Raw genomic sequence first — 13,904 nt, forward strand, 5'->3', positions numbered from 1 at the left:
CCATTTGAGCCCCGGAGGGCGGCCCCCCGGAGAGGCCGGCGCGCTCAGCCGAACCGTTCGATCCGGATCCGGTCCACCGGCTGCCCGGCCGCCACCAGCAGCCGCGACGCGTGCTCCGCGAACGCGTTGGAGCCGCACACGTACGCCTCCCAGCCGCCCGGCGGCAGCCCGGACCCAGCGAGCACGGGTGCCAGATGGGCGGCCGCCAGCCGCCCCGCCGGCACGCCACGCGGCGCGCTGCGCGTGAACACGGGCGTGGTCTCCGCACCGTACTCCCGCGCGTAGATCAGCTCCTCGGGGCCGCGCGCCGACACCAGCAGCCGCAGCGGCACGTCGAGGCCGCGCGCCCGGTGGTGACGGACCATCGACATCAGCGGGACGACCCCGGAGCCCGCCCCGACCAGCAGCGCCGGCCGGTCGCCCGGCCACGCGAAGAAGCCGCTCAGCGGGCCGCGCACCTCGACCCGGTCGCCGGGCTTCGCCTCCGTGTGGAACCAGCCGGAGACCTCGCCGCCCGCCACATGGTCCAGGGTCAGCTCGATGTGCCCGTCGTCGTCGGGCGCGGAGGCGATCGAGTAGTGCCGCTGGGCGGTGTAGCCGTCCTGGGCGATCAGCCGCAGCATCAGATGCTGGCCGGGCAGGTGCCCCGCCCAGGCCGGCACCGCGAAGCGGAACGTGGCCGCCTGCGGGGTCTCCCGGCGGATCTCGGTGAGCGTCGCCGTCTGCCAGACGGCGGCGGAACGGTTGCTGACCGCGATCCGGCCGGGCACGGCGAACCGGGTCGGGGGCGTGAAGGCCGCCGGCGCGGCGAAGGTGTCAGTCACCGGAGTACCTCTGCTCCTCCCAGGGGTTGCCGCGCTCGTGGTAGCCGTTCTGCTCCCAGAACCCCGGCTCGTCGTGGTCGAGCAGCCGCAGCCCCGCGATCCACTTGGCGCTCTTCCAGAAGTACAGGTGCGGCACCAGCAGCCGCGCCGGACCGCCGTGCTCGGGCGTGAGCGGTCTGCCGTCGTACTCCCAGGCGATCCAGGCCCGCCCGCCGGTCAGGTCCGCCAGCGGCAGGTTCGTGGTGTAGCCGGTGTGCGAGTACGCCACCGCGTGCGTCGCGGCCGCGTCGGGCCGTACGGCGGCCAGGAACGCGTCCAGCGACACGCCCCCGAACCGCACCCCGAACTTCGACCAGCTGGTCACACAGTGGATGTCGCCCTCGTAGCGGGATTCCGGCAGCGTGTGCGCCTCGTCCCAGTCCCAGGTACGGGGCTCGCCGACCAGCCCGTCGACACGGAAGGTCCAGTCGGCGGGCGTGAGGTCGGGGGTGACCTCGGCGGAGAGCACCGGCCAGTCGTCGCCCGCGTCGTACTGGCCGGGCGGGAGCCCTGGGTGGTGGACGCGCGGGCGTCCGGTGAAGCCTCGGGTGACGTTCATGCTTCAACCGTACGGTGTCGTCCCGGGTGCTCCGTCCCTGGTCAGTGCCCCGATCATTGCGGCCGTATGAACACTGCGCCCGCCGGGGAATAGGCGTCGCGCGCCGCGCCTTGGCGATCGGTGCCGGGGCCCGTGCCCCGGCGGCAGCGCGAGGAAAGCGAGGAAGCAGATGCCCAAGGCGTACGTCTTCACGCGGTACGGCGGACCGGAGACGGAGGCGCTCGTGGACGTGGACCGGCCGGTCCCCGGACCCGGTCAGCTCCTGGTCGCCGTCCGTGCGGCGGGCGTGAACCCCGTCGACTGGAAACAGCGCACGGGCTACCGGCGCCCCGGCGAGAAGGGCGAGCGCGACTTCCCCGCCGTGCTCGGCAACGAGGTCTCCGGCGTGGTCGAGGAGGTCGGGGACGGCGTCGAGGGGTTCGCCGCCGGGGACGAGGTCTTCGGCAACACGGCCGCCGGGGGCTACGCCGAGTACGCCCTGCTGCCCGCCGCGGTGGCCGCGCACAAGCCGGCCGGAGTGTCCTTCGCCGACGCCGCCACGCTCCCGGTCGCCGCCGCGACCGCCTGGGACGGGGTGCGCCAGCTCGGCCTGCCCACCGGGGCGACCCTGCTGGTCACCGGCGCCGGCGGCGGGGTCGGCTCGGCGGTCGCGCAGATCGCGCGGGCCCTCGGGCTGCGGACCGTCGGCGTCGCGAGCGAGGCGAAGAAGGACTTCGTGGAGTCCCTCGGGGCGGTGCACGTCCCCTCCGGACCCGGATGGGACGAGCGGGCCCGGGCGGCCGCGCCCGACGGCGTCGACGGGGTCTACGACCTGGTGGGCGGCGAGGTGCTGGCCCGCGCGGCCGAGCTGCTCGCCGACCGGACGAAGCTGATCACCGCGGGCTCCGCGCCCGAGGAGGTCGAGCGGCTCGGCGGCGCCCGGGTCGCGCGCGCCCGCACCGCGGCCGTCCTGGACGCGGTGGCCCGGCTGGTGGCCGACGGCGACCTGGACCCGTACGTCACCCGCACCTTCCCGCTCGCGCGGGCCGGCGAGGCGCTGCGCGCCGTGGAGGACGGGCACGCCCGCGGCAAGGTCGTGATCGAGGTCGCGATATGAGCGCCACCGGGCCCCGGCACATCCTGGACAACCCCGCCAGAGCCTCCCTCACCGGGCCGCACGCCCGGTTCGCCGAACGGCGTGGCCGCGTCCTGCGCTACCAGGTCGACGTCTCGCCCTGGCTCGCCCTGCCCGACGAACCGGACGCCGACGACTGGGCCGACCTCGCGGCGCTGGCCGGACCCGGCGCGGAGGTTCCGCTGCCCGGCTTCCGGGGCGAGATCCCCGCCGACTGGGAGATCACCTTCCGGGCCGAGGGCGTCCAGCTCGTCGACGACGGGCTGGACGCCGCCCCCGACCCGGAAGCGGTCCGCCTCGGCCCCGCCGACGTCCCCGAGATGCTCGACCTGGTGGCCCGCACCCGGCCCGGGCCCTTCGAGAACCGGACCGTCGAACTCGGCACCTACCTGGGCATCCGCCACGGCGGCAGGCTCGTCGCCATGGCCGGCGAGCGGCTGCACCCGCCCGGCTGGACCGAGATCAGCGCGGTCTGCACCGACCCCGCCGTGCGCGGCCAGGGCCTCGCGACCCGGCTGATCCTCGCCGTCGCCCACGGCATCCGCGAACGCGGCGAGACCCCCTTCCTGCACACCGGCGCCGCGAACACGGGCGCCATCCGCCTCTACGAGTCGCTGGGCTTTCGCCTGCGCCGCCGCACCGCGTTCCTCGCGGCGAGGGTGCCGGAACCCCGGGAAGCGGTCGCGGTGCCGTAGGCGGGGAGCTCCGACAACGGGGCGCGCCGGGCCGGTGCCACCGTGCGCGGCGTGCCCCGACCGGACCTCACCGGCGCGGCGGCCGCCCGGACACGGTGGTGCCGGCCCACGCGTTGTACCGCACCAGGTACTCCGCGAACCGCTCCAGATCCTCCGCGGGCCAGTCCGCCAGCCGCTCGCGGAAGGCGGTACGGCGGCTCTCGGTGACCTGGGCGAGGATGCGGCGGCCGGTGTCGGTGAGGTGCAGGACCTGGACGCGGTGGTCCTCGGGGTCGGGGCGGCGTTCGATCAGGGCGGCGCGCTCCAGCGCGGAGACCTGACGGCTCACCGTCGACTTGTCCAGGGCGTAGTGCGCGGCCAGGTCGGTGGCCCGGCACCCGCCGCTCTCCTCCAGATGCCCGAGGAGCGTGTACGACACCAGCGACAGCTCGGGATGCAGCCGCCCGGCCGAGGCGCGGGCCCGCCGGGCGAAGCTCGTCATCTCCCGCTGGATGGTCTCCACGGCCTCGGCGCCTGCGTCCACGGGATCTCCCTCACCTTCCTGGTTGCATAGTACAACTCGGGCGGCGGGGGTGCGGTAGGGTGATCGCCCGGCCGTGGACGCCCCAGGCCGTGCGACATCGAGGAGGTGGGACCCATTACCGCTGTGTCAGGTCGGGTGCTCCCACCTCGGAACGGCGCGGACCGCCGTCCCTAGGCGACCGCATGAGCGCCCTTCGACTTCCCGAAAGGCCCTCGGCTCTCTCCATGCCTCCCCTCACCCCCTCCGCGTCCTCCTTCCCCTCCGCCGCGTCCCGTGACGCCGTCGTCGAGGCGCTGCGCGCCGCCGGCTGCGTCTTCGCCGAGGACGAGGCGGAGCTGATCCTCGCCACCGCCCGGACCCCCGGCGAACGCGCCACCATGGTGGCGCGCCGCGTCCAGGGGCTTCCGCTCGAACTCGTCCTCGGCTGGGCCGAGTTCCACGGGCTGCGCGTCACCGTCGCACCCGGCGTCTTCGTCCCCCGCCGCCGCACCGAGTTCCTCGTCGACCAGGCGCTCGCGCACGCGCCGCACGCCTCCGTCGTCGTGGACCTGTGCTGCGGCTCGGGCGCGGTCGGCGCTGCCCTCGCCGCGTCACTCGGCCCCGTCCACCTGCACGCGGCCGACATCGACCCGGCGGCGGTGCGCTGTGCCCGCGCCAACATAGCCGCCCGCGGGGGACACGCCCACGAGGGCGACCTGTTCGACGCGCTCCCCGGCCGGCTGCGCGGCCGCGTGGACATCCTGGCCGCCAACGTGCCCTACGTCCCCACCGGGGAGGTCCCGCTGCTGCCGGTCGAGGCCCGTGACCACGAGCCGCTGACCGCCCTGGACGGCGGGGGCGACGGACTGGACGTGCTGCGCCGGGTCGCCGCCGAGGCCCGGAGCTGGCTGGCGCCCGGCGGAGTCCTCCTCGTCGAGACCAGCGAACGCCAGGCGCCCGACGCGCTCGAGGCGTTCACCCGCGGCGGCCTGACGGCCGAGCTCGCCGCGGACGACGAGCTGTACGCCCACGTGGTGATCGGCACCAGGGTCAGGTAGCGGACCCGCTGCCGGTGGGGTCGGGCGAGCGGTCGTCGTCCCGGCCCCACGGGCCGTGCCCGTGCCCCGGGCCGTCGCCGTGCGGGCCGTCGCCGTCCGGTCCGCGTCCGCCGCGCTCGCCCGGGGCGCCGGAGAACACCCGGTCGGCCGTGTACGTGTCACCGGAACGGGTACCGGCGATGTACACCGTGTCGCCCTTGGTCAGCGCGTCGGCGCCGGAGCCGGAGGCGATGTCCACCCGCACGGGCGTGTCCGGGTCCACGGTCCACGTCCACGAGGTGCCGTCCTCGCTCTTCAGGGTCACCCGGTCGCCGTCCGTCCTCTCGACCGTGCCGCGCTGCCAGACCCGGACGACCCACTCGCCGCTGTCGGGGTCCTTCACCGTCGTCTCGCCGTGCACGGCGTCGCCGCCGAAACGGAACCAGGGGCCGCCGTGCCCGCCCCGCTCACCGGGGCCCTGCGACGAGGAGGAGGACGGGGAGGCGGAGGCGGGGCCGCCCGCGGGGCCGCCCGAGGCCGCCGCGTACGCGACCGTGCCGCCGAGGGCCAGCACGGCGACCGTCGTGGCCGCGATCACCGCCCGTCCGCGGGCCGACCGGCGCCGCCACAGCCTGCCCAGGGACGCCCGGTCCGGTGCGTCACCGCCGTGCCCCGCGAGCACCTCGGTCTCTTCCGGCTGCTGCTCCTGCATGACGGCTCACCCTTCCTCGGCCGACTGTCCCCGGTGCCACTCCTCCCTGTGATTGTCCGAGCCCGCCGCTAAGGATCGGGTAATGAATGCCTGTGAATTTTCGGGGTGCCGGTGTCAGCCGAGGGCCCGTGCCACCAGCAGGGCCACGTCGTCGTGGTTGTCGGGGTGGTGCAGCGAGCTGAGGAGCAGGTCGCAGACCTCCTCCAGCGGGCGGGACGGGTCGTCGAGGAGCGCGAGCATGGCGTCCAGCCGCTCGTCGAGGGAGTGCCGGCGGGTCTCCACCAGGCCGTCCGTGTACAGCACCAGCTGGTCGCCGGGCGCGAAGTCGACCTCGGTGGTCGAGAACGCCACCCCGCCCACCCCCAGCGGCGCGCCCGTCGGCAGGTCCAGCAGCTCAGGGGGGTGCCCCGGGCGCAGCCGGGCGGGCGGCAGATGCCCCGCGTTGGCGATCCGGCACCGGCCCAGCCGGGGGTCGTGGACGGCGTACACACAGGTGGCGATGGAGTGGTCCAGGCCCTGGGTGATCCGGTCGAGGTGCTCCAGGAGCACCGCCGGGTCGAGGTTCAGGGAGGCCAGTGTGGTCGTCGCGGTGCGCAGCCGGCCCATCGTGGCGGCGGCGTCGATCCCGCTGCCCATCACATCGCCGACGACGAGCGCGGTCTTGCCGTCCTCCAGCGGGATGACGTCGAACCAGTCGCCGCCGACCTCGGTGGTGGCCCCGGCGGGCTGGTAGCGGGAGGCGACCTCCAGGCCGCCGGTCACCGGCGGATGGCTGGGCAGCAGGCTGCGCTGGAGGGTGAGCGCGGTGGTGCGGGCGTTCTGGTACCAGCGGGCGTTGTCGATCTGCACGGCCGCGCGGGCCGCCAGCTCCCGGGCGAGCAGCAGGTCGTCGCGGCCGAAGGGGAGCGGGTGGTGGATGCGTTTGAGGTCGAGGGCGCCGAGGACCTCGCCGCGGGCGATGAGCGGCACGGCCAGATAGGAGTGCACGCCGGCCCGGGCCAGCGCCTCGGCCGATTCGGGGGAGCGGGCGATACGGGCGAAGTCGTCGGCCTTGACCTCCGCGACCAGGATCGGCCGGCCGGTGCGCACGCACTCGGTGACCAGCCGGTCCGGGCCGTAGTGGGCGACCTGTCCGGGCGGGTCGGCGGCCGCCAGGGCGTCGGGCGCGTTGTACGCCCGGACGGCCAGGGCCCGGATCACGGCCGCCTCGGCGGGCCCCAGGCTGGCGGGCCGGCCCGCCACCACCGCGTCCAGCAGGTCCACGGCGGCCACGTCGGCCAGCTCGGGCACGGCGACGTCGGCCAGTTCCCGGGCGGTGCGCTCCAGGTCCAGGGTGGTGCCGATGCGGGCCGAGGCGTCCGCGATCAGGGCGAGCCGACGGCGGGCCGCCTCGGCCTCTATGCCCGCCCGGTACTGGTCGGTGATGTCGACGACCGAGGCGGCCACGCCCAGCACGGTGCCGCGGGCGTCCTCCAGCCGGTACAGCGACAGCGACCAGGCGTGGTCCTCGTCGGGGTCCGCCGGGGTACGGCCCATCGCCGAGTGGTCGACCAGGGGTGTCCCGGTGCGCAGCACCTCGCGCAGCGCCGCCTCCAGGGCGGTCGCGTCCACGTCCGGCAGCACCTCGCCGACCCGGCGGCCGAGGTGCTCCTCGGCCGGCACCCCGTTGATCCGCTCCAGCGCGGGGTTCACCGAGACGTACCGCAGGTCCGTGTCCATGACGGCCAGGCCGATGGGGGACTGCGCGACCATCCGGGTCGACAGCGCCACGTCCCGCTCCAGCCGGCGCAGTGTCGACTGGTCCGCGGCGAGGCCCAGGGCGAAGACCTCGCCCCGGTCGTCGACCAGCCGCATGTTGCGGAACTCCACCAGCAGGGTGGTGCCGTCCTTGCGCCGGATGGGGAAGGCGCCCGCCCAGCTCTGGCCGGTCGCCATGACGTCCGCGAAGAGCTTCACGACCAGCTCGACGTGCCGTTCGTCGACCATGACCCGGGCCGCGAACCGCCCCAGCGCCTCCGGTGCCGTGTAGCCGAACAGCTCCTCGGCCATGGGGCTCCACAGCACGATGCGGCCCTCGGTGTCGAGTACCACCGAGGCCAGTCTCAGCACGTCCAGCAGCCCGCTGGGCCCCGTCGGGCCAGCGTTCTCGGCCGCCGACGATCCGGCTGCACTCATGCCACGCACCGCCTCCGCACATCCACGCGGCACGCCGTTCCCCCGTGCCGACTCCCCCTGTTCTACCGTGCTCAACCCTTTTCTCCCACGCCTCGGGGCGCCCTTCTCCATGCTCCTCCAGTACGACGGCGACCGCTGTTCCCCTCAAGGCCCCCGCCGGTCCACCGAATTGGTCTGTACATGACTGGCGGTGGGGGCCAGACTGTCCGCCGGACGATTCCCCCACCGCCCCCCACCGAGGAGACCCATGCCCCCACGCCCCGACCGGCCTCGCCGGCACGCGGTCCGCACCACCCTCGTCGCCCTGGCCACCGCGGCCGCCACCGCCCTCGTCGCGGCCCAGCCCGCCGCGGCCGCCGACACCTGGACCGAGGTCGGCTCCGACCGCGCCGACCCGCTGACCGAGAGCCAGGGTCTGACCTCGGTCGAGGTCCCGGCGAACAGCGCCAACCGCTACACCGGCATCGGCACCATCCCGCTCTCGGTGTCGACCCGGGGCTGGAACCACGTCGGCGACCCGGACGCCTCCTACGGCGGCTACTACGTCGAGCCGTACCAGAGCGACTCGGGCACCGCGAAGATGTACCGGGTGCAGGCACCGGGCGGTGCCTGGTCGGAGTACGTCCACACGCTGGGCTCGGGCGAGGCGCTGAACAACTCGTGGGTGGCGATCACCCCGGACAGCCGGTGGATGCTGTCGGGCGAGTGGGGCACCATGACCCGTTTCCAGGTCTTCCCCACCCCCGGCGCCAACGCGAGCACCTCGCCCTCGGCGAACCTGCCGCAGGTGTCGACCGTCCGCCTCGACCACGCCGTGCGTGACGTGCAGGGCTGCGACTTCACCGGCCCGACCACCCTGCTCTGCTCCTCCGACGACCCGGCGGGCACCCTCTTCGGCATCACCAAGCCGCTCCTGAAGGTCGAGCTGTCCGCCGAGCCGAACGGCACCTCCGACGTCACCGGCCATGTCACCGCCCTGCGCCAGCTCCCGCTGCGCAGCTCCTGCTCGGGCACCTTCGAGACGGAGGGCGTCGACTACGACCGCCGGACCGGCACCCTGCGTGTGATCGTCGTCTCGCCCGGCTTCTGTGTGCTGACGGACAGCAAGACGTACCGCTTCACGCAGAGCTGAGCGACGGCCTCGCGCGGAGCCGGGCACCGGCTCCACGCGGAGCCGGTGCCCGGGGCGGGCTCGCGCTGGTCCCGGCCCGGCAGTGGTGCTTTTCTGGGGGTGTGGCGCGGTTCGTGGGGAACCCGTGGTACCGCGCCACCGCCAGGAGAGGAGCGACCACGATGAACCGTGAGCGTCTGCACGAGGAACCCGTGTCACTGGAGATCAGCGGCTGTAGCAAGGAGGACGCCCGGATCGTGTTCGACGCGCTGTGCACGTGCTTCGAGTCGGACCGGCGCCCCGACGAGGTGCCGGAGCAGCTGCACGAGACCCGCCCGATGGTGTGGCTCGGCACGTTCGAGGTCACCGACTCCCACGCCTGCCCGCCGCCCGCCCGGCTCTCGGCCGCCGTGGAGGCGGACGCGCAGGGCGGCTACTGGGCGATCGAGCGGCTGCGCTCCACGCTGGACTCCCTCTTCACGGTCCGCGACCTGACCTCGGCCTCCGGGGACCAGGAGCGGGAGCTGCATGTGCTGCTCGAGAGCAGGTGAGACCCGGCCGCGGCGGTGACCTGCGGCACAGTCCCCACCCCTGATTGTGCAACTAGTTGCATAACCCGTGCGCGGTCCTCTAGAACTGAAGGCGACCAACGCCGCGCACGGAGGCCGCCATGAGCCGATACCCCCACCTTCTGAGCCCGCTCGACCTGGGCTTCACCACGCTGCCCAACCGCGTCCTGATGGGCTCGATGCACGTCGGCCTGGAGGAGGCCGACCGCGGCTTCGCGCGGATGGCGGAGTTCTACGCCGCCCGCGCCCGCGGCGGCGTGGGCCTGATCGTCACCGGCGGCATCGCCCCCAACGACGAGGGCCGCCCCTACCCCGGCGGCGCCAAGCTCACCACCGAGGCGGAAGCCGAGCAGCACCGGGAGATCACCGAGGCCGTGCACCGCGAGGGCGGCCGGATCGCGATGCAGATCCTGCACTTCGGGCGGTACGCCTACCACCCCGAACTGGTCGCCCCCAGCCCGCTCCAGGCGCCGATCAGCCCCTACCCGCCCCGTGAGCTGACCGACGCCGAGGTCGAGCGCACCATCGACGACTACGCCCGCGCGGCCCGCCTCGCCCGGCAGGCCGGCTACGACGGCGTCGAGATCATGGGCTCCGAGGGCTACCTGATCAACGAGTTCATCGCGGCTCCGACCAACCACCGCACCGACCGCTGGGGCGGCACCTACGAGAACCGCATGCGCTTCCCCGTGGAGATCGTGCGCCGGGTGCGCGAGGCGGTCGGCGAGGACTTCATCGTCGTCTACCGGCTGTCCATGCTCGACCTCGTGCCCGGCGGCTCCACCCTCGACGAGGTCGTCACCCTCGCCAAGGCCGTCGAGGCCGCCGGGGCGACCATCATCAACACGGGCATCGGCTGGCACGAGGCCCGCATCCCCACCATCGCCACCTCCGTGCCGCGCGGCGCCTACACCTGGGTGACGAAGAAGCTGATGGGCGCGGTGTCCGTGCCGCTCGTGACGACGAACCGCATCAACACCCCCGAACTCGCCGAGCAGTTGCTCGCCGACGGCCGCGCCGACATGATCTCGATGGCCCGTCCGATGCTGGCCGACCCCGACTTCGTGAACAAGGCCGCGGCCGGCACCCCCGAGGCCATCAACACCTGCATCGGCTGCAACCAGGCCTGCCTCGACCACACCTTCAGCGGGAAGATCACCTCCTGCCTGGTCAACCCGCGCGCCTGCCACGAGACCGAGCTGGTCCTCTCGCCGACCCGGCGGCGCAAGCGCGTGGCGGTCGTCGGCGCCGGGCCCGCCGGACTCGCCTGCGCGGTCTCGGCCGGCGAACGCGGCCACGAGGTCACCCTCTTCGACGCCGCGAGCGAGATCGGCGGCCAGCTCAACGTCGCCCGCCGGGTCCCCGGCAAGCAGGAGTTCGACGAGACGCTGCGCTACTTCCGCCACCAGCTCGACGCGCACGGCGTGGACGTACGGCTGGACACCTTCGTCACGGCGGCCGACCTGACGGACTACGACGAGGTCGTCGTCGCCACCGGCGTCACCCCGCGCACCCCCGACATCCCCGGCGTCGACCACCCGAGCGTGGTCGGCTACCTCGACGTCCTGCGCGACGGCGCGCCCGTCGGCGACCGCGTCGCGATCCTCGGCGCGGGCGGCATCGGCTTCGACGTCGCCGAGTTCCTCACCGACGGCGGTGACAAGGCGAGCGAGGACCCGGCGACGTACTTCCGCCAGTGGGGCGTCGACATGGACTACGCGGCCCCCGGCGGCCTCGCCGCCCCCGAGCGCTCCGCCCCGCCGCGCACGGTCCACCTCCTCCAGCGCAAGACCACCAAGGTCGGCGCGGGCCTCGGCAAGACCACCGGCTGGATCCACCGCGCCGAACTCAAGCACCGGGGCGTCACCATGGTCCCGGGCGTGCGCTACGACCGGATCGACGACGCCGGCCTCCATGTCACCGTCGGCGAACAGAGCACGGTCCTGGAGGTCGACACCATCGTGCTCTGCACCGGCCAGGACCCGCGCCGCGACCTGTACGAGGAACTGCTCGCCGCGGGCGCCCGGGCACACCTCGTCGGCGGCGCCGACGTGGCCGCCGAACTGGACGCCAAGCGGGCCATCCAGCAGGGCACCGAGGTCGCGGCCGCCCTCTAGGACCTGTCCCTAGGATGACCCCATGTCACTCCCGCACGCGATCCTCATCGCCCTGCTCGAGAAGCCGTCGTCGGGGCTGGGTCTGACCCGCCGGTTCGACAGGTCGATCGGGTACTTCTGGTCGGCGACGCACCAGCAGATCTATCGCGAGCTGGGAAAACTGGAGGCCGAGGGCCAGATCCGGGCCCTGCCGGCCGCCCAGCCCACCCGCGGGCAGAAGAAGAGCTACGAGGTCCTGCCCGCGGGCCGCGCCGAACTGGCGCGGTGGACGGCCGCGTCCCAGGACCCCAAGCCGCACCGTGACGCCATGCTGCTGCGGCTGCGCGCCGCGGCGGTCGTCGGCACCGCGGGGCTCGAGGCGGACCTGCGCCGCCATCTGGACCTGCACCGGCGGCAGCTGGCCGAGTACGAGGAGATCGAGAAGCGCGACTTCCCGCCCGGCAACGACAGTGCGCAGGCCAGGCTCCAGCACCTGGTCCTGCGGGCGGGCATCGAGCTGGAGACCTTCTGGACGCAGTGGCTCACCGAGGCCCTGGCGGAGCTGCCGGTGGTGGAGGACGCTCCGGCGGATCCGGCTCCCTGAGGCGGAGCGCCGCCGTTACAGCCGGTGCGGCTTCGAGCGGCGGCGCAGGAACCAGGCCGCGGCGATCACCCCGGCGCCCACCAGCGCGCCGCCGGCCGCCATGGTGACGGTCCCGTAGTCACGGGCCGCGCCGCCGAGTCCGCCCATGACGCCGCGCGAGGGCGAGGCCGTCGCGCGGATCGTCGGGGCCGACGGGGCGGACACGATCACCGACTGGGTGCCCGCCGTGTTCCCGTTGGAGCACATGACGACCACCGTGTACGTGCCGGGGGAGACGTTCGACCAGGCGGCGGACTGGCTCACGGTCGTCCCCGACAGCGCCACCTGCCGGCCCTGGGCGAAGTTCGCCTGGCCGCTGTTGAGCAGGGACGCGGTGCCCCAGCTGCCGTTGACCAGGGTGCAGGCACCGGTCACCACCGACACCGTGGTGCCGGTCGTGCTCACGGAGATGCCGGAGACCGCGGCGGCCGGCTGGGCGGTCGCGGCGAGCGGCAGCGCGGCGACCGCCGCCAGGGTCAGTCCTGAGCGGACGACGAGAAGGGGGGAAGTGCGCATCGGATGTCCTCCGCGGCACGGTTGGCGGTACATCCCTTGCGCCGCCGAGGGGTTGGGTACGCCGTGCTGCTTTCAGACGCAGCCAACGCGCTCCGCACCGGTACCGCATGCGGACCGCCCCCGGGCAGGTGACGGATTCCTACGGACGGCCCAGACGTCAGCCGCCCGCCCCGGTGGTCAGCGTCCGCTCCGCCGAGAACGCGCCCCAGGTGCCGTCGGGCAGCCGCGCCCGCAGCCGCACCCGGTGCTCCACTCCCTTGTCCCGCCCCGCGTAGAAGCTGTACTCCGCCCGCCCGCGCGGCGGGTCGCCGCCCCACACCAGTGAGGTGGCCGGCTGCCCGTCGAGCTGGATCTGGTACTCCGTGACCACCCCGTCCACCCGTGGCGCCACCCAGGACAGGTCGAGGTAGTACGCGCCGTCGGCGTCGAGCCGGGCCGTCGCGCGGAAGTCGGCGGGGGCGGTGTCGCCGGCCTCGTCGGCGCCGGCGGGGGTGGTCAGGCGCACCGGCGGTCCGGCGGGCGAGAGGTTGTCGGCCGCGTCCCGGGCCCGGACCGTGAAGGAGTACCGCGTCCCCGGCCGCAGCCCCGTGACCACGGTCGCCGTCTGGTTCCCGCCGACGCTGTGCACCTTGGTGCCGCCCTGGTAGACGTCGTACGACATCACCTTCCGGTCGTCGGTGGAGGCCGACCAGGACAGCTGGACCGCCCGGCTCCCGGCGGCCCGGCCGGTGAGCCGGCCCGGGCGGGTCGGCGCCGAGCGGTCCTGCGCGACGGCCGCCGGGGTCGTGGCCCGCACCTTCCGGCTGCTCGGCCCGAGCCGTCCGTCGGCGTCCCGGGCGCGCACGGTGAAGACGTACGCGGTGGCGGGGGTCAGCCGGACGATGTCCAGCATGTGCGCGGAGCCGGGCGCGTCCGCGACCTTCGTGCCGCCCCGGTAGATCTCGTAGGAGGCGACCGGCGGGTCACCGGAGACCGCGTTCCACATGACGTGCACGCTGGTGGCGCTGCCCGCCTGCGCGGTGACCCCGGTCGGCGCGCCGGGCGCCCGTCCCTCGTCGCCGTCGCCCGTGGCGCATCCGCACGCCAGCGTCAGCACCAGTCCGCACAGCACTACGCGTCGCACGGCTTCGCCTCCCGGCCCGGCGCGGCCCAATTGGTCCGGACCAATATGACGCGCTGGCGCGAACACATCAAGAGGGCGCAGGGCCGGCACGCGTGGCCCGCACGGCCGGTGTGCCGTCCTGCGTGACCGATCCGGAAAGTTACGTATGCTGAAGCTCCTCCCGGCATGAACTCTCCCTGTGGGGCGTCG

General features: G+C 74.2%; 14 protein-coding genes. 7 read left to right on the top strand and 7 right to left on the bottom strand.

From position 1 onward, the window contains the following. Window positions 1-44: 44 nt before the first annotated feature. The gene (locus IE275_RS17755) at window positions 45-824 is read right to left on the bottom strand and encodes a ferredoxin reductase (RefSeq protein ID WP_189712291.1); all 780 of its coding nucleotides are present in this window, start codon (window positions 822-824) and stop codon (window positions 45-47) included. After that, entirely contained in the window at window positions 817-1,422 is a 606-nt protein-coding gene (locus IE275_RS17760) for a sulfite oxidase-like oxidoreductase (protein WP_189712292.1), read from the bottom strand. The genes IE275_RS17755 and IE275_RS17760 overlap by 8 nt, the downstream gene beginning before the upstream one ends. 169 nt (window positions 1,423-1,591) lie before the next feature. Between IE275_RS17760 and IE275_RS17765 the strand changes: the two genes are divergently transcribed. Together IE275_RS17765 and IE275_RS17770 are read left to right on the top strand one after the other, a co-directional pair. After that, window positions 1,592-2,518 carry an NADP-dependent oxidoreductase gene (locus IE275_RS17765; RefSeq protein ID WP_189712293.1) on the top strand — a complete coding sequence of 309 codons (927 nt, stop codon included), beginning with the start codon at window positions 1,592-1,594 and terminating at the stop codon, window positions 2,516-2,518. Further along, entirely contained in the window at window positions 2,515-3,231 is a 717-nt protein-coding gene (locus tag IE275_RS17770; protein WP_189712294.1) for a GNAT family N-acetyltransferase, read from the top strand. The genes IE275_RS17765 and IE275_RS17770 overlap by 4 nt, the downstream gene beginning before the upstream one ends. Before the next feature lie 67 nt (window positions 3,232-3,298). On the opposite strand, the gene IE275_RS17775 is transcribed toward IE275_RS17770, so the two are convergent. Further along, on the bottom strand, window positions 3,299-3,712 hold the full coding sequence (locus IE275_RS17775) for a MarR family winged helix-turn-helix transcriptional regulator (RefSeq protein WP_268255271.1): 414 nt from the start codon (window positions 3,710-3,712) through the stop codon (window positions 3,299-3,301). 266 nt (window positions 3,713-3,978) lie between these two features. Between IE275_RS17775 and IE275_RS17780 the strand changes: the two genes are divergently transcribed. Then, window positions 3,979-4,791, top strand: a complete 813-nt coding sequence (locus IE275_RS17780; RefSeq protein WP_189712296.1) for a putative protein N(5)-glutamine methyltransferase — start codon at window positions 3,979-3,981, stop codon at window positions 4,789-4,791. Here the strand turns inward: IE275_RS17780 and IE275_RS17785 are convergent. After that, on the bottom strand, window positions 4,784-5,482 hold the full coding sequence (locus tag IE275_RS17785; protein ID WP_189712297.1) for a hypothetical protein: 699 nt from the start codon (window positions 5,480-5,482) through the stop codon (window positions 4,784-4,786). The genes IE275_RS17780 and IE275_RS17785 overlap by 8 nt on opposite strands. Before the next feature lie 114 nt (window positions 5,483-5,596). Beyond that, entirely contained in the window at window positions 5,597-7,657 is a 2,061-nt protein-coding gene (locus tag IE275_RS17790) for a SpoIIE family protein phosphatase (RefSeq protein WP_189712298.1), read from the bottom strand. A gap of 247 nt (window positions 7,658-7,904) precedes the next feature. On the opposite strand from IE275_RS17790, the gene IE275_RS17795 reads away from it, so the two are divergent. From IE275_RS17795 to IE275_RS17810, 4 genes are all read left to right on the top strand, one after another. Further along, window positions 7,905-8,789 carry a hypothetical protein gene (locus IE275_RS17795; RefSeq protein WP_189712299.1) on the top strand — a complete coding sequence of 295 codons (885 nt, stop codon included), beginning with the start codon at window positions 7,905-7,907 and terminating at the stop codon, window positions 8,787-8,789. Window positions 8,790-8,950: 161 nt separating this feature from the next. Then, window positions 8,951-9,319 carry a hypothetical protein gene (locus IE275_RS17800; protein ID WP_189712300.1) on the top strand — a complete coding sequence of 123 codons (369 nt, stop codon included), beginning with the start codon at window positions 8,951-8,953 and terminating at the stop codon, window positions 9,317-9,319. 119 nt (window positions 9,320-9,438) lie between these two features. Then, complete coding sequence (locus IE275_RS17805) at window positions 9,439-11,454, top strand: NADPH-dependent 2,4-dienoyl-CoA reductase (RefSeq protein ID WP_189712301.1); 2,016 nt, start codon at window positions 9,439-9,441, stop codon at window positions 11,452-11,454. A 22-nt stretch (window positions 11,455-11,476) separates the two neighbouring features. Next, window positions 11,477-12,037, top strand: a complete 561-nt coding sequence (locus tag IE275_RS17810; protein ID WP_189712302.1) for a PadR family transcriptional regulator — start codon at window positions 11,477-11,479, stop codon at window positions 12,035-12,037. 15 nt (window positions 12,038-12,052) lie between these two features. Here the strand turns inward: IE275_RS17810 and IE275_RS17815 are convergent, their stop codons facing one another. Together IE275_RS17815 and IE275_RS17820 are read right to left on the bottom strand one after the other, a co-directional pair. After that, window positions 12,053-12,592: a hypothetical protein gene (locus IE275_RS17815; RefSeq protein WP_189712303.1), complete on the bottom strand. Its 540-nt coding sequence runs from the start codon at window positions 12,590-12,592 to the stop codon at window positions 12,053-12,055. A gap of 157 nt (window positions 12,593-12,749) precedes the next feature. Next, window positions 12,750-13,715 carry a fibronectin type III domain-containing protein gene (locus IE275_RS17820; protein ID WP_189712304.1) on the bottom strand — a complete coding sequence of 322 codons (966 nt, stop codon included), beginning with the start codon at window positions 13,713-13,715 and terminating at the stop codon, window positions 12,750-12,752. Window positions 13,716-13,904 lie beyond the last annotated feature (189 nt).

The sequence above is a fragment of the Streptomyces phaeofaciens genome (assembly GCF_014648915.1).
Taxonomy (GTDB): Bacteria; Actinomycetota; Actinomycetes; order Streptomycetales; family Streptomycetaceae; genus Streptomyces; species Streptomyces phaeofaciens.